The sequence below is a fragment of the Burkholderia sp. AU39826 genome (assembly GCF_020419965.1).
Lineage (GTDB): Bacteria > Pseudomonadota > Gammaproteobacteria > Burkholderiales > Burkholderiaceae > Burkholderia > Burkholderia semiarida.
Window position 1 is genome coordinate 975,246 of sequence record NZ_JAIZQG010000001.1, and the last position, 26,156, is coordinate 1,001,401.

At 66.7% G+C, this 26,156-nt stretch carries 24 protein-coding genes and 1 pseudogene; 7 read left to right on the forward strand and 18 right to left on the reverse strand.

What is annotated here, in order from left to right:
- Positions 1–13: 13 nt before the first annotated feature.
- From LGM42_RS33160 to LGM42_RS04340, 5 genes and pseudogenes are all read right to left on the reverse strand, one after another.
- Positions 14–266 (reverse strand): annotated as a pseudogene (locus LGM42_RS33160) (hypothetical protein); the annotation flags it as partial.
- A gap of 199 nt (positions 267–465) precedes the next feature.
- A complete protein-coding gene (locus LGM42_RS04325) occupies positions 466–930 on the reverse strand; it encodes an Lrp/AsnC family transcriptional regulator (RefSeq protein WP_226231639.1) in 465 nt (154 codons plus the stop codon).
- A 98-nt stretch (positions 931–1,028) separates the two neighbouring features.
- Entirely contained in the window at positions 1,029–1,787 is a 759-nt protein-coding gene (locus LGM42_RS04330; RefSeq protein WP_226231640.1) for a dimethylarginine dimethylaminohydrolase family protein, read from the reverse strand.
- Positions 1,788–1,962: 175 nt separating this feature from the next.
- Positions 1,963–3,213: a DUF1479 domain-containing protein gene (locus tag LGM42_RS04335; protein ID WP_226231641.1), complete on the reverse strand. Its 1,251-nt coding sequence runs from the start codon at positions 3,211–3,213 to the stop codon at positions 1,963–1,965.
- A gap of 111 nt (positions 3,214–3,324) precedes the next feature.
- On the reverse strand, positions 3,325–3,714 hold the full coding sequence (locus tag LGM42_RS04340) for a VOC family protein (protein ID WP_059582792.1): 390 nt from the start codon (positions 3,712–3,714) through the stop codon (positions 3,325–3,327).
- 71 nt (positions 3,715–3,785) lie between these two features.
- Here LGM42_RS04340 and LGM42_RS04345 point away from each other — a divergent pair, with 71 nt between their 5' ends.
- Positions 3,786–4,763 carry a helix-turn-helix domain-containing protein gene (locus tag LGM42_RS04345; RefSeq protein ID WP_226231642.1) on the forward strand — a complete coding sequence of 326 codons (978 nt, stop codon included), beginning with the start codon at positions 3,786–3,788 and terminating at the stop codon, positions 4,761–4,763.
- A gap of 90 nt (positions 4,764–4,853) precedes the next feature.
- Here the strand turns inward: LGM42_RS04345 and gltA are convergent, their stop codons facing one another.
- The 7 genes from gltA to LGM42_RS04380 all read right to left on the reverse strand — a co-directional run bounded on the left by gltA (position 4,854) and on the right by LGM42_RS04380 (position 10,776).
- The gene (gene gltA / locus LGM42_RS04350) at positions 4,854–6,155 is read right to left on the reverse strand and encodes a citrate synthase (protein WP_011881720.1); all 1,302 of its coding nucleotides are present in this window, start codon (positions 6,153–6,155) and stop codon (positions 4,854–4,856) included.
- A gap of 66 nt (positions 6,156–6,221) precedes the next feature.
- Positions 6,222–6,494, reverse strand: coding sequence for a succinate dehydrogenase assembly factor 2 (locus tag LGM42_RS04355; RefSeq protein WP_226231643.1), 273 nt, complete (start codon positions 6,492–6,494; stop codon positions 6,222–6,224).
- Positions 6,495–6,500: 6 nt separating this feature from the next.
- Positions 6,501–7,202 carry a succinate dehydrogenase iron-sulfur subunit gene (locus LGM42_RS04360; protein ID WP_006479352.1) on the reverse strand — a complete coding sequence of 234 codons (702 nt, stop codon included), beginning with the start codon at positions 7,200–7,202 and terminating at the stop codon, positions 6,501–6,503.
- 21 nt (positions 7,203–7,223) lie between these two features.
- Positions 7,224–8,999 carry a succinate dehydrogenase flavoprotein subunit gene (sdhA, locus tag LGM42_RS04365; RefSeq protein ID WP_059582803.1) on the reverse strand — a complete coding sequence of 592 codons (1,776 nt, stop codon included), beginning with the start codon at positions 8,997–8,999 and terminating at the stop codon, positions 7,224–7,226.
- A gap of 3 nt (positions 9,000–9,002) precedes the next feature.
- Entirely contained in the window at positions 9,003–9,371 is a 369-nt protein-coding gene (gene sdhD / locus LGM42_RS04370; protein ID WP_006487767.1) for a succinate dehydrogenase, hydrophobic membrane anchor protein, read from the reverse strand.
- 4 nt (positions 9,372–9,375) lie between these two features.
- On the reverse strand, positions 9,376–9,792 hold the full coding sequence (gene sdhC, locus LGM42_RS04375) for a succinate dehydrogenase, cytochrome b556 subunit (protein WP_040139410.1): 417 nt from the start codon (positions 9,790–9,792) through the stop codon (positions 9,376–9,378).
- A 168-nt stretch (positions 9,793–9,960) separates the two neighbouring features.
- A complete protein-coding gene (locus tag LGM42_RS04380) occupies positions 9,961–10,776 on the reverse strand; it encodes a GntR family transcriptional regulator (RefSeq protein WP_059583137.1) in 816 nt (271 codons plus the stop codon).
- A 297-nt stretch (positions 10,777–11,073) separates the two neighbouring features.
- On the opposite strand from LGM42_RS04380, the gene LGM42_RS04385 reads away from it, so the two are divergent.
- The 5 genes from LGM42_RS04385 to acnA all read left to right on the forward strand — a co-directional run bounded on the left by LGM42_RS04385 (position 11,074) and on the right by acnA (position 18,533).
- A complete protein-coding gene (locus LGM42_RS04385) occupies positions 11,074–12,060 on the forward strand; it encodes a malate dehydrogenase (protein WP_006487742.1) in 987 nt (328 codons plus the stop codon).
- A 183-nt stretch (positions 12,061–12,243) separates the two neighbouring features.
- On the forward strand, positions 12,244–13,251 hold the full coding sequence (locus LGM42_RS04390; RefSeq protein ID WP_060311238.1) for an HpcH/HpaI aldolase/citrate lyase family protein: 1,008 nt from the start codon (positions 12,244–12,246) through the stop codon (positions 13,249–13,251).
- 229 nt (positions 13,252–13,480) lie between these two features.
- The gene (locus tag LGM42_RS04395) at positions 13,481–13,996 is read left to right on the forward strand and encodes a hypothetical protein (RefSeq protein WP_060311239.1); all 516 of its coding nucleotides are present in this window, start codon (positions 13,481–13,483) and stop codon (positions 13,994–13,996) included.
- 31 nt (positions 13,997–14,027) lie between these two features.
- A complete protein-coding gene (locus LGM42_RS04400; protein WP_226231644.1) occupies positions 14,028–15,479 on the forward strand; it encodes a bifunctional 2-methylcitrate dehydratase/aconitate hydratase in 1,452 nt (483 codons plus the stop codon).
- Between the two features lie 336 nt (positions 15,480–15,815).
- On the forward strand, positions 15,816–18,533 hold the full coding sequence (gene acnA, locus LGM42_RS04405) for an aconitate hydratase AcnA (RefSeq protein WP_226231645.1): 2,718 nt from the start codon (positions 15,816–15,818) through the stop codon (positions 18,531–18,533).
- A 103-nt stretch (positions 18,534–18,636) separates the two neighbouring features.
- Here the strand turns inward: acnA and LGM42_RS04410 are convergent, their stop codons facing one another.
- Genes LGM42_RS04410 through LGM42_RS04420 form a run of 3 tightly spaced genes read right to left on the reverse strand, consistent with a single transcriptional unit; the run spans position 18,637 to position 19,825 of the window.
- Positions 18,637–19,074: a DUF1801 domain-containing protein gene (locus LGM42_RS04410; protein WP_226231646.1), complete on the reverse strand. Its 438-nt coding sequence runs from the start codon at positions 19,072–19,074 to the stop codon at positions 18,637–18,639.
- Entirely contained in the window at positions 19,071–19,502 is a 432-nt protein-coding gene (locus tag LGM42_RS04415) for an SRPBCC family protein (protein ID WP_059582822.1), read from the reverse strand. Before LGM42_RS04415 ends, LGM42_RS04410 begins: the two co-directional genes overlap by 4 nt.
- The gene (locus LGM42_RS04420) at positions 19,502–19,825 is read right to left on the reverse strand and encodes an ArsR/SmtB family transcription factor (protein WP_059582824.1); all 324 of its coding nucleotides are present in this window, start codon (positions 19,823–19,825) and stop codon (positions 19,502–19,504) included. Before LGM42_RS04420 ends, LGM42_RS04415 begins: the two co-directional genes overlap by 1 nt.
- 647 nt (positions 19,826–20,472) lie before the next feature.
- Here LGM42_RS04420 and LGM42_RS04425 point away from each other — a divergent pair.
- On the forward strand, positions 20,473–22,206 hold the full coding sequence (locus LGM42_RS04425; RefSeq protein WP_060967743.1) for a protease pro-enzyme activation domain-containing protein: 1,734 nt from the start codon (positions 20,473–20,475) through the stop codon (positions 22,204–22,206).
- A gap of 64 nt (positions 22,207–22,270) precedes the next feature.
- On the opposite strand, the gene LGM42_RS04430 is transcribed toward LGM42_RS04425, so the two are convergent.
- From LGM42_RS04430 to LGM42_RS04440, 3 genes are all read right to left on the reverse strand, one after another.
- Positions 22,271–23,689 carry an MFS transporter gene (locus LGM42_RS04430; protein ID WP_226231647.1) on the reverse strand — a complete coding sequence of 473 codons (1,419 nt, stop codon included), beginning with the start codon at positions 23,687–23,689 and terminating at the stop codon, positions 22,271–22,273.
- 256 nt (positions 23,690–23,945) lie between these two features.
- Positions 23,946–24,782: an ABC transporter permease gene (locus LGM42_RS04435; protein ID WP_226231648.1), complete on the reverse strand. Its 837-nt coding sequence runs from the start codon at positions 24,780–24,782 to the stop codon at positions 23,946–23,948.
- Between the two features lie 37 nt (positions 24,783–24,819).
- Positions 24,820–26,094: an ABC transporter permease gene (locus LGM42_RS04440; RefSeq protein WP_060311243.1), complete on the reverse strand. Its 1,275-nt coding sequence runs from the start codon at positions 26,092–26,094 to the stop codon at positions 24,820–24,822.
- Between the last annotated feature and the right edge of the window lie 62 nt (positions 26,095–26,156).

The following is a 26,156-nucleotide window of genomic DNA, read 5'->3' on the forward strand; positions in this document are numbered from 1 at the left end:
CGGCAGCAGCCGATCAGCGCGGTGGCCCGTGCCGCGCGGCGGCCGCGTCGACGGCCTCGACCGAGCGCGTGAGCCACGGCCCGACGTCCATTTCCTCGTAGCGCACGAGCCGGCTCTTGCGCGCGCGGCGACAGCGTCGCGAACATCGGCGCGTGCCCTTCCGATGCGAGGTTGTACAACGTCCGTGCCGCCGCGTAGGCACCCGAATTGCCGGCCGACAGCACGGCCGCCAGGATCAACGGATTCATCGCGCCGGCGGCGAGCGGGATCGCGATCATCGCGATGCGACGGCCCTGCAGACGACGTTTCAGCGTCGCTCCGGACGGCGCGGCCGTCCGCGCTGCCGCTTGCGCGGCATCCGTAATGTTCACCCCGATCGTGATCCGGGCCAGCCGATTCAATTTGGAATGCAAATCGATCGCGCCGGTCATTCGCATCGAAACCGGCCCTCGCTGGCCGGTCGCCTCACACGACGCTGCGCTTGATCGTCTGCAGTTCGGCCGTCGTCACGATCTTCTCGATCCGGAATCGCGGGCTTTCCAGCCACACGTTGGCGATCCGCCGGTACTCGTCGAGATCCTCGCACGCGAGCCGCACGAGAAAATCGAACGTGCCGCTCACCAGCCAGCAATCGAGCACGGCCGGATTCGCGCGCATTTCCTCCTCGAACGGCGCCTGCGAACGCCCGTGGTCGGCCAGCACGATCTGCGCGATCACGACGATCGGCTTGGTCGTGCGCGGCGCGTTGATCACCGCGCGGTACCCTTCGATCACGCCGAGCGCCTCGAGCCGCTCCACGCGCGCCTGGCACGGTCGCGGCGTGAGATTCACGCGTTCCGACAGCTTCCGGTAGGAAATCCGTCCGTCGGTGCGCAGGATGTCGAGAATCCGGAGATCGATCTTGTCCAACTGCATCTTCTTGTCGGTCATCCGCGTTCGCTCCGGTCGGGTCGTGGCTCATGCGCGGAACGTCTGCCGTTCCACACGCGGGCCCCATTATCCGGCCGAAGCCGCCGCGCGCCAATCGACTAGAACCGCAGCGACAGGCACGTCAGGCCGCCGTCCATCTTGCGGAACTCGCTCGTGTCGATCACGTGCAGCGGCATGCCGAGCGACGCGATCGCGTCATGCACGCGCGGATAGCCGGCCGGCGTGATCAGCGTGCCGTTCACGCGCAGCGTGTTGGCCGCATATTCGTCGGCGGCGGAAATCGCGATCCTTCGATAGTCGGCGAACGCCGGATGCGCGGCCAGTGCGTCGGTCACGAGCAGCGTGTCGTCGCCGAGCGCATTGACGACCGATTTCAGGTGCAGGCCGGCGCCGACCGGCACCGCGACGACCGAATAGCCATGGCGCGACACCAGCGACTCGAACGCGGCGATGCCTTGCGCGTCGGTGCGGCTCGTCAGCCCGATGAAGAAGCGCTTGCCGACCAGCATCACGTCGCCGCCGTCGAGGCGGCCCTGTTGCATCGGCAGCAGCTCGCGATGCACGCGCAGCGCCGCTTCGATGTGCGCGGTCTCGCCGCGCCGGGCGGGCGCGCCGGGGCGCGTGATCACCGCGAATTCCGGCGTGACGACGGCGACGTCCTCGACGAAGTGCGAATCGGGAAACGCATCGAGCGGCGGCAGTTCGGTCAGCTCGACCGCGAGCATGCGCAGCGCGTCGCAGTAAGCGTGGAACTGCGCGAGCGTATTGTCGTAGTCGGGTGCGCCGAGTTCGGCGGTGGTCAGGCCCGCGCCGCAGGACGGCGCGGGACGGCGAACGATCGCTTGCGTGAATTGCATCGACTCCTCCATGATCTGCGCCGCCCCCGTGCCGTGCACGGGCCGGCGGCGTCGTGACCGGACCATTATCGGAAGCCAAATTGCGCAATTCGCGTCGAATTCGGCGGCGCCGACAGCCGATTGCGTCGAATTGCGCGCACCACGCAGCCGATTCGGCGAACGGGCCGCCCGCGCGTCATGCGCCGGGCTCGAATCCCATCTGCGCGCGGCCGAGCGCCGTGAGTTCGGCCTCCCCCGCGCGCCCGTCGAAATCGACTTCGAAATGGTCGGCCGGGAAATCGGGCGGGCTGTCGCCGCGCAGGAACGCGCAACGCTGGCGTTGCAGGTACGCGTCGTTCTTCGCGCAGCCGGGCGCGGCCGCGATGTACATCACGTTGCTGTCGCCGCCGCCGCGATGCGCATCCTCGACCGCATGCACGACGTCGCCGTGCCAGAACACCGCGTCGCCCGGTTCCATATGCGAGATCGGCACCAGCGCATCGAGCAGCAGCGCGTGCCATTCCGGGCGAATCGACAGCGCGCGGCCGGGACGCGCGCCGCACAGGTCGTCGTCGGCGACGTCGTCCTGCAGCGCGCGCAGCACGACATAGGCCATCGCGTTCGCAACCGGGATCAGCTGCAGCGTGCCGTCGCCGGGCCCCTGCGGTGTCAGCGCGGTCCAGCCCTGGAACGTGCGGAACATCGAACACACGGCCGGCGACGGAATCTCTTCGACGTCGGGCCGGAACGCCGCATCGAACGGATCGTACTCGCGCCAGCGGCCGGCCAGCACATGGCGATAGACCTGCCGAAAATTCGCGCCGAGCCAGCGCTCGACCGAGCCGCCGTCGACATGCGGCGACAGCCCGAGCGACGTCGAACCGGGCGGCCGGCGGCGGATCCGGTCCGCATACGCGGGCACCCGATCGGGATCGAAATGCGCACGTGCGCCGTCCGCATGTCGCCACAGGCGGTTCAGGAACACCCGTGCCTGCGTGAGCGCCGGCGACTGGCGCGCGGCCACCTGCGGCTTCGACCAGTAGACGCCGTAGATCTGCGGCTTGCCCGACGCCAGATTGCCGAAATAGCGGTCTTCCGCGCGCGCGTGCAGCCGGTCGGCGAAACGGTTCGCATCCAGATACGCGCCGATCTCGTCGTTCCAGTCGCGCGCTTGCCGCGCATCGAACACGCCGCGGATCACGACCGCGCCATGCGTGCGGATCGCCGCAACCGCATGCGGATCGACCCGGCCGCCCGCGATATCCGTGAACGGCACGACCGGAATCACGTCGTGGCCGTGCGCGTGCGCGCGGCGGATCGCATCGACCTGCCGGGCGACGTCGCCCTCCACTTCGCGGAACGTGGCCGCATAACCGGGCAAGTCGGCGCGCAGCGCCCGTTTCGCCGCACGGATCGCGGCAGGCAGGTCGTCAATCGTCAGTTGCATCGTCGTCTCCTCGCTGAAAGCGTGTCGTGATGTGCTGTCAGCGTACGGCCGGCACACGGCCGCCATCACCACTATCCGGCCAATGATCGATACAATCGTGACAATCGTGCGTCATTCGGGACGATGGCAGACCACGCAGAGCTTGTTGCCGTCCGGGTCGCGGAAATACGCGCCGTAATAGTCGCGGTGATAGTGCGGCCGCAGGCCCGGCGGCCCTTCGCAGGTGCCGCCATGCCGCAGCGCGAGTGCGTGGCAGCGATCGACGTGCGCGCGGGTCGGCGCATCGAACGCGATCGTGTGGCCGTTGCCCGGCTCCGGTGGGCGGCCGTCGAGCGGCTTGCCGAAGAAGAACAGCGGCCGCTCGGCGTCGGCCGGCATCCAGCCCGACCAGCCGTCCGGCTCGCGGAATTTCAGGCGCAGCCCGAGTGCCGCGAACAGCGGCGCATAGAAATCGTAGGCGCGCGCCGTATCACCGACGCCCACGCACACATGTGAAAACATGGCATCGCTCCTTGGTGAGAATCGCTCACGATCATGCCACGGCGCACTGCCCGCCCCTACCGGAGGCCGCGATGAAACCGCAATACGAGCACGTGACGTTCGCGTCCGGCTGTTCGATCCGCGTCTATCACCGCCAGCTCGCGCGCATTCCGTTCGAATGGCATCGCCATCCCGAGTACGAACTGACGCTGACGCTCAACAGCCGCGGCCAGCGCTTCATCGGCGATCACGTCGCGCGCTACGCGGACGACGATCTCGTGCTCGTGCCGCCGAACCTGCCGCATACGTGGTCGTCGAACGCGCGCATCGATCGCGACGCGCCCGAAGTCGCGCTCGTCGTCTGGTTCGACGGAGACTGGGCGCGGCGGCTGGCCGACTGCTGCCCCGAATACGCGCCGCTGCGCTCGCTGCTGCGGCGCGCGGCGCCGGGCCTGCGCTTCGACGTGGAGACGGCCCGCGCGATGCGCGCGCGGCTGCCGCGGTTGCTCGATCCGTCGCCGCGCGTACGGCTTGCAGCCACGCTCGACACGCTTGCCGATCTCGCGGAAGCCGGCGGCGAACCGCTCGCCACCGCGCATGCGTACGACCGGCCCGACGGCGCGCCGTCGCCCGGCGGGTTGGGCGCGCCCGAAGCCGAACGCCTCGACCGCGTGCTCGACGCGATCGACCGGCATTTCCACGAACCGCTGCGCATCGACGCACTCGCCGCCGCCGCGCACCTGTCCGAACGCACGCTGCAACGGTTGTTCGTCCGGCATCTCGGCGAAAGCGTCGGCCGTTACGTGCAGCGGCTGCGCCTCGCGCATGCATGCCGCCATCTCGTCGGCACCGACTGGCCGATCGCGACGGTCGCCGCGCGCTGCGGCATTCCGAATGCCGCGAACTTCAATCGCCAGTTCCTCGCCGCGCGCGGCACGACGCCCGGCGCGTACCGGCAGTTCTTCAAGCAGCACGGCCATGCACCGGACGACGACGCGCCCGCGCTCGACACGCGGCCGCCGTCGCTGGAGCGCCGCGCCGGCTCGGGCCAACGCCGGCCGCGCAAATGAAAACACCCCGACGGGCTGCCCCGTCGGGGTGTCGTGGCGTTGCGGTTGCCCGACGCGAACGGCCTGCCGGCCGTTCGCGCCGCACACGGTTTAACGTGCGTTGAGCGGCTTCGCTTCGCGCGGCGTATCGCCGATGAACAGCTGGCGCGGACGGCCGATCTTCTGTTCCGGATCGGCGATCATTTCGTTCCACTGTGCGATCCAGCCGACCGTACGTGCCATCGCGAAGATACACGTGAACATCGACGTCGGGATGCCCAGCGCGCGCTGGACGATACCCGAGTAGAAGTCGACGTTCGGGTACAGCTTGCGCGACACGAAGTATTCGTCTTCCAGCGCGATCTTCTCGAGCTGCATCGCGAGCTTGAACAGCGGGTCGTCGTGCAGGCCCAGTTCGTTCAGCACTTCGTAGCACGTCTCGCGCATCAGCTTCGCACGCGGGTCGTAGTTCTTGTACACGCGGTGGCCGAAGCCCATCAGCTTCACGCCCGAATTCTTGTCCTTCACCTGCTTGATGAATTCGGGGATATTGTCCGGCGAACCGATCTGCTCGAGCATGTTCAGCGCGGCTTCGTTCGCACCGCCGTGCGCCGGGCCCCACAGACACGCGATACCGGCCGCGATACACGCGAACGGGTTCGCGCCCGACGAGCCGGCCAGACGGACCGTCGACGTCGATGCGTTCTGCTCGTGATCGGCGTGCAGGATCAGGATGCGGTCGAGCGCGCGGACGAGCACGTCGTTGACCTTGTACTCTTCGCACGGGTTCGAGAACATCATGTGCATGAAGTTCGCGCTGTACGACAGCGAGTTCTTCGGATACACGAACGGCTGGCCGATGCTGTACTTGTACGCCATCGCGACGAGCGTCGGCAGCTTCGCGATCATGCGGATCGCCGACACTTCGCGGTGACGCGGGTCGTTGATGTCGAGCGAGTCGTGGTAGAACGCGGACAGCGCGCCGACTGCGGCGACCAGGATCGCCATCGGGTGCGCGTCGCGACGGAAGCCACGGAAGAAGAAGTGCATCTGCTCGTGCACCATCGTGTGCTTCGTGACGGTGTCGACGAATTCCTTCTTCTGCGCGGCGTTCGGCAGTTCGCCCTTCAGCAGCAGGTAGCAGCTTTCCAGGAAGTCGGCGTTTTGTGCGAGGTTGTCGATCGGGTAGCCGCGGTACAGCAGCTCGCCCTTGTCGCCGTCGATGTACGTGATCGCCGAATTACACGAAGCCGTCGACATGAAGCCCGGGTCGTAAGTGAACTTGCCGGTCTGGCCGTACAGCTTGCGGATGTCGATCACGTCCGGGCCCATCGTGCCCTTGTAGATCGGCATTTCGACGCTCGGCGAGTTGTCGCTGAACGATAGCGTGGCTTTAACATCAGACGGAGTCATGGCACATCCTCAATCGAAATAAAGAAACGGGATTCGATAACGGGCGCAGCGCGTTACACCTTGGCGTCACACGTTGCGCAGCATCTCCAACAGCCGGTGAATGTCCGCGCTGTCTAGGTCGCCTTCTGGTTCCTTGCGCGCGAGGAGCAAGTCCATCAGGTCGTTGTCGCTCAGATCGAGCAGGCGCGACAACGCGCCTACGTCTGCATCGGTGAGGTCATGCTCGTATCGGCTGAAGAAACGCTCGAATACGATGTCGTTTTCCAGCAGACCCCGCCGCGCGCGCCAGCGCAGGCGCGCGCGGCGGTGCGGGTCGGATTGATGCGATTCGTCGCTCATCAAACTTTATACCGCGCGCCGAACCATCAGTTCCTTGATCTTGCCGATCGCCTTCGTCGGGTTCAAGCCCTTCGGGCAAACGTCGACGCAGTTCATGATCGTATGGCAACGGAACAGACGGTACGGGTCTTCCAGGTTGTCGAGACGCTCGCCGGTGGCGGTGTCGCGGCTGTCCGCGATGAAGCGGTAAGCCTGCAGCAGGCCGGCCGGGCCGACGAACTTGTCCGGGTTCCACCAGAAGCTCGGGCACGACGTCGAGCAGCTCGCGCACAGAATGCACTCGTACACGCCGTCGAGCTCGTCGCGCTCTTCCGGCGACTGGAGGCGTTCCTTCTCCGGCGGCGGCGCGTCGTTGATCAGGTACGGCTTGATCGAGTGGTACTGGTTGAAGAAGTGCGTCATGTCGACGATCAGGTCGCGCACGACGGGCAGGCCCGGCAGCGGGCGCAGCACGATCTTCTGCGGCAGGTCGTTCAGGTTCGTCAGGCACGCGAGGCCGTTCTTGCCGTTGATGTTCATCGCGTCCGAACCGCACACGCCTTCGCGGCACGAACGGCGGAACGACAGCGTCTCGTCCAGTGCCTTCAGCTTGACCAGTGCGTCGAGCAGCATGCGCTCATGCTGGATCTCGAGCTCGTACGTCTGCATGCGCGGCGCTGCGTCCTTGTCCGGATCGTAGCGGTAGACTTCAAAAATGCGTTTTGCCATTTCGGATTCCTTTGACTCGGCTTAGAACGTGCGCGGCTTCGGCGGCACGGAATCGACCGTCAGCGGCTTCATTTGAACCGGCTTGTAGTCGAGGCGATCGCCTTCGCTGTACCACAGCGTGTGGCGCAGCCAGTTCTCGTCGTCGCGGTGTTCGTAGTCGCTGTGCGCGTGCGCGCCGCGGCTTTCCTTGCGCGCTTCCGCCGACACCATCGTTGCGCGGGCCACTTCGATCAGGTTCTCCAGCTCGAGCGCTTCGACGCGCGCGGTGTTGAACACCTTCGACTTGTCCTTCAGGTGGATGTTTTCCACGCGCGCCTTCAGGCCGGCCATCTGGTCGACGCCTTCCTTCAGCAGCGCCGACGTGCGGAACACGCCTGCGTGCTTCTGCATCGTCGCGCGGATGTCGTTCGCGACGTCCTGCGTGTACTCGCCCGAGCTCGACTTGTCGAGCTTGTTCAGGCGCGCGAGCGAGAATTCGCCCGCATCCGCCGGCAGCGGCTTGTGTTCCTTCTGGTTCTTCACGTGCTGGACGATGTGGTTGCCGGCCGCGCGGCCGAACACCACGAGGTCCAGCAGCGAGTTCGTGCCGAGACGGTTCGCGCCGTGCACCGACACGCACGAGCATTCGCCCACTGCGTAGAAGCCGTTGACCGGTTCCTTGTGATCGCGCGACGTGCCGACGACCTGACCGTGGATGTTGGTCGGGATGCCGCCCATCTGGTAGTGGATCGTCGGGACGACCGGGATCGGCTCCTTGATCGCGTCGACGTTCGCGAACTTCAGCGCGATTTCGCGGATCGACGGCAGACGCTTCATGATCGTCTCGGCGCCGATGTGCGACAGGTCGAGCAGCACGTGATCCTTGTTCGGACCGACGCCGCGGCCTTCCTTGATTTCCTGGTCCATCGAACGCGACACGAAGTCACGCGGCGCCAGATCCTTCAGCGTCGGTGCGTAGCGTTCCATGAAGCGCTCGCCGTTCGCGTTGCGCAGGATGCCGCCTTCGCCGCGCACGCCTTCGGTGATCAGCACGCCCGCGCCGGCCACGCCGGTCGGGTGGAACTGCCAGAACTCCATGTCCTGCAGCGCGATGCCCGAGCGGGCCGCCATGCCGAGGCCGTCGCCGGTGTTGATGAACGCGTTCGTCGATGCCGCGAAGATCCGGCCTGCGCCGCCCGTCGCGAACAGCGTCGTCTTGCCTTCCATGATGTAGACGTCGCCCGTCTCCATCTCGAGGGCCGTCACGCCGAGTACGTCGCCGTCCGCGTCGCGGATCAGGTCGAGCGCCATCCATTCGACGAAGAACTGCGTCTTCGCCTCGACGTTCTGCTGGTACAGCGTGTGCAGCAGCGCGTGACCGGTACGGTCGGCGGCCGCGCAAGCGCGCTGGACCGGCTTCTCGCCGTAGTTCGCGGTATGGCCGCCGAACGGACGCTGGTAGATCGTGCCGTCCGCGTTACGGTCGAACGGCATGCCGAAGTGCTCGAGTTCGTACACGACGTTCGGCGCTTCGCGGCACATGAACTCGATCGCGTCCTGGTCGCCGAGCCAGTCGGAACCCTTGATCGTGTCGTAAAAGTGGTAGTGCCAGTTGTCTTCGCTCATGTTGCCGAGCGACGCGCCGATCCCGCCTTGCGCGGCCACCGTGTGCGAACGGGTCGGGAACACCTTCGACAGCACGCCGACCGACAGGCCCGCGCGCGACAGTTGCAGCGCCGCGCGCAAGCCGGAGCCGCCCGCGCCGACGATCACGACGTCAAACTTGCGGCGCGGGAGGGAAGTTTTGATTGCAGCCATTCTTTACACTCTCCAGAGAATCTGCGCGGCGTAGCCCGCACATGCGAGCAGCCAGACGATGGTCAGCGATTGCAGCAGCAGGCGCACACCGACGGGCTTCACGTAGTCCATCCAGATGTCGCGCACGCCGACCCATGCGTGGTAGAAGAGGGAAAGCAGCATCACGAAGGTCGCGAGCTTCATCCATTGCGCGGCGAAGATCGATGCCCAGCCTTCGTACGAAAAATCGTGCGCGCCGAAGAACAGGACGAGCAGAATGACCGTGTAGACCGCCATGATCGTGGCGGTGACGCGCTGCGCGAGCCAGTCGCGCAGGCCGTAGTGTGCGCCGACGACGAGGCGCTTCGAGCCGATTCGGTTGTTGGCTGCCATTTTCTTAGAATGCTCCGAACAGTTTGAGTGCCATGGCGATCGTCAGCGCGATCGAGACGACAAAGACGACGACGGCCGTCCGCTTGCCGCCTTCCTTCGAGACGGCGTCGTGGTTGACGTCCATCAGCAGGTGGCGAATGCCGGCGCAGAAATGGTGGAAGAAGGCCCACGACAACGCGAGGACGATCAGCTTGACGACGATGTTGGAGAGGAACTGCTTGAAGACCTCGAAGCTGAGCTCGGAGGTGAGGCTCTGGTCGAAGAGGAACAGCAAGAACGGCAGGAACAGGAACAGCAGCGCGCCGCTGACTCGGTGGAGAATCGACAGTATCGCCGCCAGCGGCATGCGATACTTCAACGTGATGTCGCCGATTCCGATGTTCCGGTATTCCGGCCTCGGCTTTCTTACTGCGTCAGTCATGCTAGACCCCTACTATGTTGTCACACTAATCCGCGATTTTAGCGCCTTTTCATATCGCGCTGCAGCGAAAGTCTGCTCTGGATAATTGCGCGAACACGAACAAAGGCGGCCCGAAACGTGCTTCGCGAGCGTGGGAAACGCGAATGCACGCGGCTGAACCGAACGTCGTCAGCTCAAGTCATTCTGATAGTAGTACCCGGTTGTGACATACCAGCCGCGGCGCACTTCCACCGGCCGGTCCCCGTACGTATAGGACACGCGCTCGACCGACAGCAGCGGGAAACCGGCCGGCACGTGCAGCAGGTCGGCCACCGCCGGATCCGCCGCGACCGCGCGGATCTTCTCCGTCGCGCGGATCATCCGCGTACCGAACTCCGTCTCGAACATCGCGTAGAGCGGCCCCTTGTATTCGCTCAACCGCTCGAACGTCAGCCCGCGGAACATCGCGCCCGGCAGCCAGATCTCGTCGAGTACCGTCACTTCGCCGTCGAACTCCAGCAGGCGGCGCACCTGCACGACGGGGTCGGCGGGCTTCAGGTCGAGCTGCCGCGCGATCTCGGCCGGCGCGCGCAGGCGCCGGCATTCGAGCAGACGGCTCACGTGCGGGTGCTCGGCGCCGTCGTCGGCCAGCAGACGCAGAAAGCGGAATTGCGCGCGATCCTCGTTGTGCGTTGCAACAAAAGTACCCTTGCCCTGCCGCCTGACCACCAGGTTTTCGGCGGCCAGCTCGTCGATCGCCTTGCGAACGGTGCCCTGGCTGACCTTGTAACGGGCCGCGAGCTCGACTTCGCTTGGGATGATCTCGCCCGGCTTCCATTCGCCGGATTCGAGACTTTGCGTGATCAACGACTTGATCTGCTGGTATAACGGGCTGAACGTCGGCGACGCGGCCGCCGCGGGCGAAGCCGCGGGATCGCCCGCGCCCGGCTGCCCTGGGCCGCCTGCGCCGGTCTGATTCGCGGTGTTCGCCTGGTTCGATGTCATGGCGCGCATTTCATCACAAACCGCACTTTTTCGTCCACTCAATTTCCGCAAAACATCTGTCTTATATAAGACATATGATACCGTTTGACTTTGCGCGTGACGGCTCCTACACTCCCGGTCGAGCAAGGGTTCGCGGGTGCAACAGCGCGTCCCCGGCTACGTGCCACGGCCGTCTCCAGGTTCACCGCGTCCGCCATCGCGAGTCCTCCGCCCTGCTTCAATGCAACGCTACGCACAACGCGCATAGAATGGCGTTTTCGCTCGCGTCCAACGCTTCACCCGTCCTGGAGATTTTCAATGGCTAAGCCCGCAAAGCGCGTTGCCGTCACCGGCGCCGCAGGTCAAATCGCTTACTCCCTGCTGTTCCGCATCGCGAACGGCGACCTGCTCGGCAAGGACCAGCCGGTCATCCTGCAACTGCTCGACCTCCCGCAAGCCCAAGCCGCCGTCAAAGGCGTCGTGATGGAACTCGACGATTGCGCGTTCCCGCTGCTCGCGGGCGTCGTGATCACCGACGATCCGAAGGTCGCGTTCAAGGATGCCGACGTCGCGCTGCTGGTCGGCGCACGTCCGCGCTCGAAGGGCATGGAGCGCAAGGACCTGCTGTCGGCGAACGCCGAAATCTTCACGGTCCAGGGCGCCGCGCTGAACGAAGTCGCGAGCCGCGACGTGAAGGTGCTGGTCGTCGGCAACCCGGCGAACACGAACGCGTACATCGCGATGAAGTCGGCGCCGGATCTGCCGAAGAAGAACTTCACGGCCATGCTGCGCCTCGACCACAACCGCGCGCTGTCGCAGCTCGCCGCCAAGTCGGGCAAGCCGGTCGCGTCGATCGAGAAGCTCGCCGTGTGGGGCAACCACTCGCCGACGATGTACCCGGACTTCCGCTTCGCGACCGCCGAAGGCGAATCGCTGCTGAAGCTGATCAACGACGACGTGTGGAACCGCGACACGTTCATCCCGACCGTCGGCAAGCGCGGCGCGGCGATCATCGAAGCGCGCGGCCTGTCGTCGGCAGCGTCGGCGGCGAACGCGGCGATCGACCACGTGCGTGACTGGGTGCTCGGCACGAACGGCAAGTGGGTCACGATGGGCATCCCGTCGGACGGCTCGTACGGCATCCCCGAAGACATCATCTACGGCGTGCCGGTCACCTGCGAAAACGGCGAATACAAGCGCGTCGAGGGCCTGGAAATCGACGCGTTCTCGCGCGAGAAGATGGACGGCACGCTGGCCGAGCTGCTCGAAGAGCGCGACGGCGTCGCCCACCTGCTGAAGAACTAAGCATCACGCATCGGGGCGGGCGGCCTTCGGGCGCCCGGCTTCGGCGCGGGCCGGCATGCCGCCGGCCCGCGCCGAGCGATCCGATTCGCGCACGTTTTACCGCCTCGCGCCACCTCTCGCCGGCCCAGAACCTGCCCGAATCCGATTTTCTCCACGTTGACCCGCTTCCCTGACGTAGAAGAGATGGCCGCGCTCACTCCTGCACAAGTGCTCTACGACGGGGCGTCCCCGCCCGCGATCCTGCCCTGCTGCGATCACTACGCGGGCAGCGAGAAGCTGATGCGCAAGTCGCTCGCGCTGCAGGCCGAGCTGGGTCCCGTCTTCGACCTCACGCTCGACTGCGAGGACGGCGCGGCCGTCGGTCAGGAAGCCGCGCACGCGGCGCTCGTGGCCGACCTGCTCGGCAGCGCCGAGAACCGCTTCGGCCGCGTCGGCGTGCGCATCCACGACTTTTCCCACCCGCACTGGCGCGACGACGTGCGCATCGTGCTGCGCGCAGCGCGCGTACCGGCCTACATCACGCTGCCGAAGATCGCGAACGCCGCCGACGCGGCCGAAATGACCGCGTTCATCGAAGGCACGCGCCGCGAGCTCGGCATCGCGCAACCGATCCCAGTCGACGTGCTGGTCGAGACGCACGGCGCGCTCGCGCAGGCAGCCGCCCTCGCCGCGCTGCCGACGGTCGGCACGCTGAGCTTCGGGCTGATGGATTTCGTCTCCGCGCATCACGGCGCGATCCCCGACTCCGCGATGCGCTCGCCCGGCCAGTTCGATCACCCGCTCGTGCGCCGCGCGAAGCTGGAAATCGCCGCGGCCTGTCACGCACACGGCAAAACATCGTCACACAATGTGACGACCGAGGTGCGCGACATGGCTGTCGTCGCCGGCGATGCGCGCCGCGCGCGCGACGAATTCGCCTTCACGCGGATGTGGAGCATTCACCCCGCGCAGATCCGCCCGATCGTCGACGCGTTCGCCCCGCGCACCGACGAAGTCGCGCTGGCCGCCGAGATCCTGCTGGCCGCGCAGGCCGCCGACTGGGGCCCGACGCGCCACGGCGATACGCTGCACGATCGCGCGAGTTATCGTTATTACTGGTCGGTGCTGCGCCGTGCGCGGGCCACCGGCCAGCCCGTACCGTCCGAGGCCGCGCCGCTGTTCGGCCCGGCCGCCGCGGGCGTCGCGCATTGAGTGCGCGCCGCCGGCCGAGTCACGCGTTGCATGCATCCGCCGGCACGCGAGCCGGCAGACGTTTGCGAAACGACAAAAAACGTAACGGAGCCCGAAAACCTGATATATGCGCGGCCAAATAGGTGAAAATAGCGGCCGCTGCGCGCTTTCGGGGCGCGTGCAGTTTCAAACCGGCCGGCAGTGTCGATTGCCGGCCCTTGTCAACTGATTATCGAAAGGTTCTGACTCCATGAAGAAACTCCTGATCGCTACCGCCATCGGCGCCTTGTCCGCCACGATGCTGGTGTCGGCTCCGAGCGCGTTTGCCCAGGGTACGGCCACCACGACCGCGAAGAAGGCCACGGCCAAGCGCCCGGCGCCGGCCAAGCGCATCATCCCGCGCAGCAAGAAGGCGCAGGCGCGCGCAGCGGCCAAGGTCGATCCGGTACCGGACGGCGCGGTCAAGTGGTCCTGCAAGGAAGGTCTGTCGTTCGACCTCGCCGGCGACATGAAGCGCGACCAGGTCGTCACGGTTCACTGGGCGAAGAAGAACTACAAGCTGCCGCGCCAGACCACGACGACGGGCGCCGACACGTTCTACGATCCGGCAGCAGGCTTCAAGCTGGTCGTGATCCCGACCAAGGCGATGCTGTTCTCCGACGCGAACGGCGGCGAGCGCCTCGCGGACGAGTGCGTGACGCCGGAAATGGCGCAAGGCGGCGCAGCGCCGACGCAGGCGAACGAACTGAAGCCGGCAACGAACTAAGCGCGCGCGTTTTTCCGCTCTCGGCCCCTCGATGTCCGCCCCGGTCTCCAACGTCCGCCCTGCTCCGGATACGGTACTCGTCGACATCGTCGACTACGTGCTGAACACCGGCATCGACAGCGCGCTCGCGCTGGAGACGGCGCGTCATTGCCTGATCGACACGCTCGGATGCGGACTCGAGGCGCTGTCCTATCCTGCCTGCACCAAGCTGCTCGGCCCCGTCGTGCCCGGCACGATCGTGCCGAACGGCGCGAAGGTGCCCGGCACGTCCTTCCAGCTCGATCCCGTCCAGGCCGCGTTCGGCATCGGCGCGATGATCCGCTGGCTGGACTTCAACGACACCTGGCTCGCCGCCGAATGGGGTCATCCGTCCGACAACCTCGGCGGGATCCTGGCAACGGCCGACTGGCTCTCCCGCACGGCCCGCGCGGCCGGCCGCAAGCCGCTCGCGATGCGTGACGTGCTGGTCGCGATGATCCAGGCCCACGAGATCCAGGGCTGCCTCGCCCTCGAGAATTCGTTCAACGCGGTCGGGCTCGACCATGTGCTGCTCGTGAAGGTCGCGTCGACGGCCGTCGTCGGGCGCCTCATCGGGCTCACGCGCGACGAGCTGATCAACGCGGTCTCCAACGCGTTCGTCGACGGCCACGCGCTGCGGACCTACCGCCATGCGCCGAACACCGGTTCGCGCAAATCCTGGGCGGCCGGCGACGCCACGTCCCGCGCGGTGCGCCTCGCGCTGATCGCGAAAACGGGTGAAATGGGCTATCCGTCGGCGCTCACCGCGAAGACCTGGGGCTTCTACGACGTGCTGTTCGACGGCAAGCCGTTCCGCTTCCAGCGGCCGTACGGCACGTACGTGATGGAAAACGTGCTGTTCAAGATCGCGTTCCCCGCCGAATTCCATGCGCAGACGGCCGCCGAGGCCGCGCTGCTGCTGCACGCGCGGCTCGCCGCGGCGGGCCGCACGACCGACGAGATCGGCCGGATCACGATCCGCACACACGCGGCCGCGATCCGCATCATCGACAAGCAGGGCCCGCTCGCCAATCCGGCCGACCGCGACCACTGCATCCAGTACATGGTCGCCGTGCCGCTGCTGTTCGGCCGGCTGACGGCGGCCGACTACGAAGACTCGGCCGCGGCGGACCCGCGCATCGACGCGCTGCGCGCGAAGACCGTGTGCGTCGAGGATCCGCAATTCACGAAGGATTATCACGATCCGGACAAGCGATCGATCGCGAATGCGCTGACGATCGAGTTCACGGACGGATCGAAGCTTGCCGAAGTGGCGGTCGAGTATCCGCTCGGCCATCGGCGGCGCCGTGCGGACGGCATCCCGCTGCTGGTCGAGAAGTTCAGGACCAACCTCGCCCGCCGCTTTCCGGCCAAGCAGCAACAAGCGATTCTCGACGTGTCGCTGGACCAGGCAAAGCTCGAAGCGATGCCGGTCGATGAGTACGTCGATCTGTATATGATCTAGGGGGCTGTTTGCGGATGAAACGGACATGCGAATGCCCCAAATCGGTCGCAGGACAAGGAGTGAGGAGCGCCGTTTGGCCGTGCCAAACAAGAGACGAACGACGCCGTCATGTGGCCGATTTGGGGCATTCCCGTGAAATGAAATTCAAGTTTGGGGTTGCCCCGAGAAAGGCCGCTCGCTGCGTCACGCTCCTTGCGAATACGTCCAGTATTCGCTGCGTCGCAGTCCTTGCGAGCGGCCTTTCTCGGGGCAACGCATGTCCGTTTCATCCGCAAACAGCCCCCTTGTCAGATACAGGACTCTTTGTTTCCTAGCCTCAAACCCAGGAAAATCACCATGGCCCACAATCTCCACAAGACCCTCAAGGAATTCGACAGCGGTTCCGGCAAAGGCAAGTTCTACTCGCTGCCGCAGCTCGGCAAGGAACTGAAGACGAAGATCGAACGCCTGCCGGTGTCGATCCGCATCGTGCTCGAGTCCGTGCTGCGCAACTACGACGGCAAGAAAATCACCGAAGAGCACATCGAGCAGCTCGCGAACTGGAAGCCGACCGCGAAGCGCGTCGACGAGATTCCGTTCGTCGTGTCGCGCGTCGTGCTGCAGGATTTCACGGGCGTGCCGCTGCTCGCCGACATCGCGGCCATGCGCGGCGTCGCCGAGCGCACGGGCAAGAACCCGAAGAAGATCGAGCCGCTGGTCCCGGTCGATCTCGTCGTCGACCACTCGGTCCAGATCGACTACTTCCGCCAGAAGGACGCGCTCGACCTGAACATGAAGCTGGAATTCCAGCGCAACAACGAGCGCTACCAGTTCATGAAGTGGGGCATGCAGGCGTTCGACACGTTCAAGGTCGTGCCGCCGGGCGTGGGCATCGTCCACCAGGTGAACCTCGAATACCTCGCGCGCGGCGTCCACAAGAAGACGGACGGCGCCGACACCGTGTACTACCCGGACACCCTCGTCGGCACGGACAGCCACACGACGATGATCAACGGCATCGGCGTGGTCGGCTGGGGCGTGGGCGGCATCGAGGCGGAAGCCGGCATGCTCGGCCAGCCGGTGTACTTCCTGACGCCGGACGTCGTCGGCGTCGAGCTGAAGGGCAAGCTGCGCGAAGGCGTGACGGCCACCGACCTCGTGCTGACGATCACGGAAATGCTGCGCAAGGAGAAGGTCGTCGGCAAGTTCGTCGAATTCTTCGGCGAAGGCACGCGCTCGCTGTCGCTGCCGGACCGCGCGACGATCGGCAACATGGCGCCGGAATATGGCGCGACGATGGGCTTCTTCCCGGTCGACGAAAAGACGATCGAGTACTTCGAAGGCACGGGCCGCACGAAGGCCGAAATCGCCGCGTTCGAAAACTACTTCAAGGCGCAGAATCTGTTCGGCATTCCGAAGGCCGGCGACATCGACTACACGAAGACGGTGACGCTCGACCTCGCGACGGTCGCGCCGTCGCTGGCGGGCCCGAAGCGCCCGCAGGACCGCATCGAGATCGGCCACGTCAAGTCGACGTTCACCGACCTGTTCTCGAAGCCGGTCGCGGAAAACGGCTTCGCGAAGAAGGCGGAAGACCTGAACACGCAGTACACGACGAGCAACGGCGTCGACGTGAAGAACGGCGACGTGCTGATCGCCGCGATCACGTCGTGCACGAACACGTCGAACCCGAGCGTGCTGCTGGCGGCCGGCCTGCTCGCGAAGAAGGCGGTCGAGGCCGGCCTCACGGTCGATCCGAAGATCAAGACCTCGCTCGCGCCGGGATCGCGCATCGTCACCGAATACCTGACGAAGACGGGCCTGCTGCCCTACCTGTCGAAGCTCGGCTTCGAAGTCGCGGCGTACGGCTGCACGACCTGTATCGGCAACGCGGGCGACCTGACGCCGGAGCTGAACGAAGCGATCACGAAGAACGACATCGTCGCGGCGGCCGTGCTGTCGGGCAACCGTAACTTCGAAGCACGCATCCACCCGAACATCCGCGCGAACTTCCTCGCGTCGCCGCCGCTCGTCGTCGCGTACGCGATCGCCGGCAACATCACGCGCGACCTGATGACCGAGCCGGTCGGCAAGGGCAAGGGCGGCCGCGACATCTACCTCGGCGACATCTGGCCGACGAGCGACGAGATCCACGCGCTGCTCAAGTTCGCGCTCGATCCGAAGAAGTTCGAGGACAACTACTCGAAGCTGACCAAGAAGGGCGACCTCTGGAGCAAGATCGAGGGCGAAACGGGCGAGGTCTACGACTGGCCGAAATCGACGTACATCGCCGAGCCGCCGTTCTTCGGCAACGACTTCTCGATGGAGCCGGCCGCGTCGATCCCGACCGTCAAGGGCGCGCGCGCGCTGGGCATCTTCGGCGATTCGGTCACGACCGACCACATCAGCCCGGCAGGCTCGATCAAGGAAGATTCGCCGGCCGGCAAGTGGCTGAAGGAAAACGGCGTGCAGAAGGCCGACTTCAACAGCTACGGCTCGCGCCGCGGCAACCACGACGTGATGATGCGCGGCACGTTCGCGAACGTCCGGATCAAGAACCTGATGATCCCGGCGAAGCCGGACGGCACGCGCGTCGAAGGCGGCCTGACGATCCACCAGCCGAGCGGCGAACAGCAGTCGATCTACGACGCGGCGATGCAGTACGTCGCCGCCGGCACGCCCACCGTCGTGTTCGCGGGCGAGGAGTACGGCACGGGCTCGTCGCGCGACTGGGCCGCGAAGGGCACGCAGTTGCTCGGCGTGAAGGCCGTGATCGCACGCAGCTTCGAGCGCATCCACCGCTCGAACCTGGTCGGCATGGGCGTGCTGCCGCTGCAGTTCAAGGGCGCGGACAGCGTCCAGTCGCTCGGCATCACCGGCGAAGAGACGTACGACATCGAAGGCCTCGGCGACGACTTCAAGCCGCAGCAGGACGTCACGCTCGTGATCCATCGCAAGAACGGCGAAACGCAGCGCGTGCCGGTGCTGCTGCGCATCGATACGCCGATCGAAGTCGACTACTACAAGCACGGCGGGATCCTGCCGTTCGTGCTGCGCTCGCTGCTCGCAGCGTAAGCGCTGCCTGTTGCAGGTGCCGCAGCCGCCTCGCGGGCGGTTGCGGCCGATTTGGATGCCCGACCTCGTGTCGGGCTTTTTTTCGCCGGTGCTCGATGCGGCCTTACGCCGCCTTGTCGCCGCGCGCCTTCGCGGCCGCCCCTCGCGCGTTCTTCTTCAAATGCATGCGGTTGTATTCGATTGCCGCACGCACGAGGTGCTTCAAGGCCCGCCTGTCGATCTCGTCGCCTTCGACAAAATCGATCGCGCGACGCGCGTTCCCTTCGAGGCCCGCATTGAACAGCCCGTCGGGATCGGGCAGGTGCGCGCCGTGCATGAACGTGAGCTTCACCTTGCCCTTGTGCGCGTTCGCGACCGCGATCATCCCGTCGCACGACCACACGGGGCTGCCCATCCACTTCCATTCCTCGACGATGCCCGCTTGCGCATCGAGGATCGTCTGGCGCAGGTCGGCGAGCGTCTCGCCGCGCCAGTCGGCGATGCCGGCGATCAGCGCGTCGATGCGCTCGGACGGTTGCAGCTCGTTGGCACGCGTACTCATGCGCGGGCCTCCGTTTGCGCGTCGGGGCGCGCCAGCACCTGTTCGAGCGCGTCGAGGAATCGTACCCAGCCGTACTGCGCGCCGCGATACGCCTGCTCCTGATCGGGCCGGAAGCCGACCTGCTCCATGCGCAGGCGCGTGCCGGCCGGCGTCGGCGTGAGCGTCCACGTCACGACGCTTTCGAGGCCGTGGGCCGCCCACGTATAGGACAGCGCGCGGTGCGGCTCGATCGTGAGGACCGTGCAGTCGACCGAGCCCCAGTCCGCCCGGAAGCTGAACGCCCGGCCCGCGACGGGCTCGAAGTCGCTCTTCATCAGCCACGCCTCGATCAGGTGCGGTTGGGTGAGCGCGCGCCAGATCTTCTCCGGCGGATGGGGCAGCTCCCGGTCGACGACGACGGAGCGTGTTTCGGTAGTGGCTTGGTTCATTACTGATCCATCCTTTTGAGCAGATCTTCAAGGGCATCGAACCGGCTCCGCCAGAAGCCCGCCATCTGGCTCGTCCAGTCGATCAACGGGGCCAGCGCCTGCGGCTGCGCGCTGTAGTGCGTCTGCCGGCCTTCGTGACGGTCGTTCACGAGCCCGGCCTGCTTCAGTACGCCAAGGTGCTTCGACACGGCCGGCTGCGACACGCCCGCATCGGCCGTGAGCGCGGCAACCGTCAGCTCGCCCTCCGCGCACAGCCGCTCGAAAAGCGCGCGGCGCGTCGGATCGGCGAGTGTCCGGAAAAGCGTGTCGTGTGCATTCTGCATATCGGTCACAATTCATAACTCTGTGGTTATGGATTCAAGAATATCCGCTGATCGGCTCGAGTCAAGGCGGGATTTCGCGAACGGCGCCGTTCGATTCGGCGCACGCATCGCTCGGTCGCGCCAGCGCGCGGCCTTCGTCGAATTCGAGACTCTCCTCTAATCCGCAGTCGCGCCACGCGATCCGAAAGCCGCCTGCAAGACTGCCCGGCGCGCTGTTCCACAGTTCGGGAAACATCCGGGCTCCACCGGCCCCGTCGTTGTGCATGCGCGAATCCGTTCCTGACGAGTCGCTTCCAATGACCACATAGTGCGATACGGCGCGCAGCCATTGACACGCACACGCCATGCATCCATGCGGCATGCCCTTCCGAGACCGCGCACATTCCGATGCTGCAACGAACGGCTCGTGCGTGCGTGCGACGCGCGTTGCCGCGCCGTCGTACCGCAAACCGGTTCGCTCACCCGGCCCACCATCGCCGTCGCGTACGACGCCGCGCGTGCCCGCCATGCGCCCGGTTGTCAGAACTGACAGCTATGGAAACTGGCAGCTACCCGAACGGCATCGACGCCCTACGCTCGTCACCGCTCGCGGCCCCACAAGGGCCGGGGGTTCCAGTAACGTCGCCTCTCCAAAAAAAGGACTCCCGATGAAAAGGAACGCCTGGTTTGCCCTTCCCCTTCCGTCGCCCCGCCGCCTGGCGTGCGTGGCACCGCTCGTGTTCGCCGCCGCTGCGGCGCATGCGGCGACGGATTGGGTCGATACCCATACGAAAGCCTTTCTGACCGGCCCGCAGTTGATGGCGCGCAGTGCGGCGCCGTCGCTCGAACTCGCGGCCGGCGAGACGACCAACGTCGTCGTCAGCCTGAAGCTGCGCAACGCCGCGCAGCTCAAGCAACTGGCGCGCGACGTGAACCGGCCTGGCAGCGCGCATTACCGCCAGTACCTGACGCACGAGCAGTTCCTCGCGAACTACGCGCCGACCGATGCGCAGGTGAAGTCGGTCGTCGACTATCTGCACAAGAGCGGCTTCACGAATGTCGAGGTCGCGCCGAACCGCCTGCTGGTCTCCGCCAGCGGCACGGCCGGCACGGTGAAGACGGCCTTCAACACGTCGCTCGTGCACTTCCAGTACGCGGGCCGCTCGGGTTTCGCGAACACGTCGACCGCGCAGGTGCCGCGCGCACTCGGCGACGTCGTCGGCTCGGTGCTCGGGCTGCAAAGTGTCGCGCGTGCGCGGCCGATGCTGCGCATCGGCAACGTGGCGAAGCCGCAGGCGCTCGCGGCCGGCACGGCGACGGGCCACTATCCGAAGGAATTCCCGGGCCTCTACAACGCGACCGGCGTGCCGACCGCCGCCGGCGTGACCGTCGGCATCATCACGATCGGCGGCGTGTCGCAGACGCTGCAGGACCTGAAGCAGTTCACGTCGAGCAACGGCTACGGCACGGTCTCCACGCAGACCGTCAAGACCAACGGCACGGGCGGCAGCTACGCCGACGACCAGGACGGCCAGGGCGAATGGGATCTCGACAGCCAGTCGATCGTCGGCTCGGCCGGCGGCCAGGTCGGCAAGCTGGTGTTCTACATGGCCGATCTGAACGCCGCCGGCAACACCGGCCTCACGCAGGCGTTCAACCGCGCGGTGTCGGACAACACCGCGAAGGTGATCAACGTCTCGCTCGGCTGGTGCGAAACCGATGCGGACGCGGACGGCACGCTCGACGCCGAGGAACAGATCTTCACGACGGCAGCCGCGCAAGGCCAGACGTTCTCGGTATCGTCGGGCGACGAAGGCGTGTACGAGTGCAACAACCGCGGCTATCCGGACGGCTCGAACTACACGGTGTCGTGGCCGGCTTCGTCGCCGCACGTGCTCGCGATCGGCGGCACGACGCTGTACACGACGTCGGCCGGTGCGTTCTCGAACGAGACCGTGTGGAACGAAGGGCTCGATTCGAACGGCAAGCTGTGGGCAACGGGCGGCGGCGTCAGCTCGATCCTGCCCGCGCCGTCGTGGCAATCGGGCAGCAATCGCCGGTTGCCGGACGTCGCGTTCGATGCCGCGCAAAGCACGGGCGCGTACATCTACAACTACGGCCAGTTGCAGCAGATCGGCGGCACGAGTCTCGCCGCACCGATCTTCACGGGCTTCTGGGCGCGGCTGCTCGCGGCGAACGGCACGGGCCTCGGCTTCCCGGCCGGCAACTTCTATGCGGACATTCCGTCGCATCCGTCGCTCGTGCGCTATGACGTCGTGTCGGGCAACAACGGCTATCAGGGGTATGGCTACAAGGCCGGCACCGGCTGGGATCTGACGACCGGCTTCGGCAGCCTGAACATCGCGAACCTCAACCAGCTGATCAAGTCGGGCGGGTTCTGAGCGATGCATGAAAGCCGGCGCGCGGCGATGGCTTGCCGCGCGCCGGTTGTGGCCGTGCCGCGCGCTACTCCGCCGCCGGCTCCTTCACGCGCTCCGACACGACCGGCGCGCCGGCCCGATGCGACGGCGCGAACAGCCGCAGCCCGCTCGCGACGCTCGCCGCGCCCGCGAACCCCGCACCGAGCATCAACGCAAGCGTCGGCCCGTGGCGGCCCGCGATCCCGAACGACAATGCAACCAGCGCCGCGCCCGTCGCCTGCCCGATCAGCCGCGCGGTCGCGATGATCCCGCTCGCGCCGCCGCTGCGTTCGGGCGGCGCGCTCGACATCAGCGCCTTCAGGTTCGGCGACTGAAAGAAGCCGAAGCCCGCGCCGCACAGCATCATCCGCCAGCCGATGTCGACGACGCCGGGCGACACCGGCAGCGCGGCGAGCGACACCATCCCCGCACTCAGCAGCGCGAGGCCGATCGCGCCGAGCAGCCCGGGCGGATAACGATCCGACAGCCGCCCCGCGATCGGCGCGGCGAGCGCGACGACCGCCGACCACGGCGTCATCAGGAAGCCCGTTTCGACCGCGCTGCGATGCAGGACGGTTTCGAAATAGAACGGCAGCGACACGAACGCGAGCCCCTGCGCGGCGAACGCGCACACGGCGGTCAGCGCGGACAGCGTGAACACGGGCCGGCGGAACAGGTCGACCGGCAGCATCGGCGCCGGGTGCCCGGCCTGGCGGCGGATCAGCAGCCAGCCGAACGCGAACGCCACCGCGGCCGCCGCGAACACGACGGAGCGCGGCCCGCGCTGCGCGAATTCGCCGAGCGCGAAGATCAGCGATGCGAACGTGATCACGTTGAACAGCGCGGCGACCGGATCGAATACATGCTTGCCGCGCGCCGTCCGCGGCAGCGACGGAATCGCCACGGCGAGCGCGAACACGCCGAGCGGCACGTTCACCGCGAACAGCCACGGCCATGCGGCCACCGAGAGAATCAGCGACGCGATCGTCGGCCCCACCGCGAACGACACGCCGACGACGAGCGCGTTGAAGCCGACGCCGCGCCCGAGCCGGTGCGCGGGGAACAGGCCGCGGATCAGCGCGACGTTCACGCTCATGATCGCGCTCGCGCCGAAGCCTTGCACGATGCGCGCGGCCGTCAGCATCGGCAGCGTCGCCGCGAGCGAACAACCGAGCGACGCCAGCGTGAACACCGCCAGCCCGGCGACATACACGCGCTTGTGGCCGACGATGTCGCCGAGCGACGCGAACGGCAGCAGCGTCGCGACCATCGCGAGCTGGTACGCGTTGATGATCCACACGGACGCGGCCGGCGACGCGTGCAGGTCGGCGGCGATCGCGGGCAGCGCGGTGTTCGCGATCGCGGTGTCGAGCGTCGCGAGCGCGACGGCCAGCAGCACGGCGGACATCGCGCGCCAGTTGACGGCCGGCTCGTGCGCGCCGGCGGGGGAAGCGAATTCGGACAAGATGGGCTCGGCTGACGAGCGACGCGCGGCGTCGCGGATTGAGCGGCGCGGCGCCGGACGCTCCGTGCAGCAGCACGGGAACGCGCGGCACCGCGAGCCGTATTGTTGCAGAGCCGCATCGATCGTGCAGGCGGCCGCTTCGTCAGTCAGCGAAACGAAAGATTCGGCGCGCCGCGGCGGGCGCGCGGCATCGATGCAGACGCAACGACCCGCGCACTCGCGGCCCGCCGAACGGCACGCGGCCGGTCGCCGCTATTTACGACACCGCACGCCGCGCATTGCGGCCGCGCAGCCATTCGAGCGCGAGCAGCAAACTCGTCGAGAAGATGATCAGGATCGTCGCGAGCGCGGCGATCGTCGGGCTGATGTTCTCGCGAATGCCCGTGAACATCTGGCGCGGCAGCGTCGTCTGGTCCGCGCCCGCGAGAAACAGCGTGACGACCACTTCGTCGAACGACGTCGCGAACGCGAACAGCGCGCCCGACATCACGCCCGGCGCGATCACCGGCAGCGTCACGCGGAAGAAGGTCGACACCGGATTCGCGCCGAGCGACAGGCTCGCGCGCACGAGGTTCTGGTTGAAGCCCTGCAGCGTCGCGGCCACCGTCGTCACGACGAACGGCACGCCGAGCGCCGCGTGCGCGGCGATCAGCCCCGTGTAGGTATTCGCGAGCCCGAGCGGCGCGAAGAACAGGTACATGCCGACGCCGACCACGACGACAGGCACGATCATCGGCGACAGCAGCACGGCCATCAGCAGCGCCTTGCCGCGGAAGTCGGCCTTCGTCAGGCCGATGGCCGCGAGCGTGCCGAGCACGGTCGCGACGACGGTCGCCGACGGCGCGACGATGAAGCTGTTCTTCGCGGCCATCCGCCACTCGTCCGACGCGATCAGGTTCTCGTACCAGCGCGTGGAAAAGCCTGGAATCGGATACACGAGAAACGTGCTCGACGAGAACGACAGCGGCACGATCGCGAGCACCGGCAGGATCAGGTACAGCAGCGTCAGCACGACGAGCACGCGCAACGCGGCGTACCACGCGCGCTCGACGAACGACATGTGCGGCGCGAACAGCGGCCTGGCGAGTTTCATGGTCGGCATCCCCTTCCCGTTTTCCTGTGCCCGGCGCTCAGCCGAGGCTCACGTTCGAGCGCGTGAAGCGCCCGTACACCGCATACAGCACGAGCGTCGCCGCGAGCAGCAGCCCGCCGAGCGCACACGCCATGCCCCAGTTGATCGTCACGTTCGTGAAGTACGCGACGTAGTAGCTGACCATCTGGTCGTTCGGCCCGCCGAGCAGCGCGGGCGTGATGTAGTAGCCGATCGCGAGGATGAACACGAGCAGCGCGCCCGCGCCGACGCCCGGATACGTCTGCGGCACGTACACGCGCCAGAACGCGGCGAACGGATGGCTGCCGAGCGACACGGCCGCACGCTGGTAGGTCGGCGGAATCGACTTCATCACGCTGTAGAGCGGCAGGATCATGAACGGCAGCAGGATGTGCGTCATCGAGATGTACACGCCGACGCGGTTGAACAGCAGCGTGAGCGGATGCGAGATCAGCCCGCTGCCGATCAGCGCCGTGTTGATGAGCCCTTCGCTCTGCAGCAGCACGATCCATGCGGCGACGCGCACGAGCACCGACGTCCAGAACGGAATCAGCACGAGGATCATCACGAGGTTCGCGCGCCGTTCCGACAGCGTCGAGATCCAGTACGCGAGCGGATAGCCGAGCAGCAGCGCGAACAGCGTGACGGCGATGCCGATCACGAACGTGCGCCCGAAGATCGCGAGGTAGATCGACTGATCGGGATCGGCCTGCACGATATGGCCGAAGCCGTCCTGCTTGTGGTCGAGCGCGGCGAGCAGATAGAACGGCGACACCTGGCTGCCGTTCTTCGCGATCGCCTGCCAGTACGCGGGCTCGCCCCAGCGCGCGTCGAGATCGATGAATTTCGCGCGCGTCTGCGCGGGCGTCAGCGCCGCGTCGCCCGCGTTACCGTCGCCCTTGAACGGCATCGCGCGTGCCGTCTTCGCGACGAGCGAGCGATAACCGGGGATCTCGGTGTTCAGGCGCCGCGCGAGCGCGCCCATCGCCTCGCTGTCGGCCACCTTCGTCATGTCGGCCGCGAGCGCGACATACGCGGCGTCCGCCGGCGGCGTCTTGCGGTCCCAGCCCGACAACGCGGCGACCGTGTTCGGCAACGCGGTCGCGATTTCCGGGTTCTGCACCGCGCGCGTGAGCAGCGTGCCGATCGGCACGACGAAGATCAGCAGCAGGAAAATCGCGAGCGGCGCGACCAGCAGCAGCGCCATCGTGCGCTTGCGCGCCTCGGCGGCCTTCAGCTCGCGCTTGAGCGCGGCGGTCGACGGCGAGGAAGGCGCGATCGTGATCGTATTCAACGGTTCTCTCCGGCCGGGCACGTTCCGGCGGAAGGCCGCGCGACGGGTTCGACGCGTCGCGC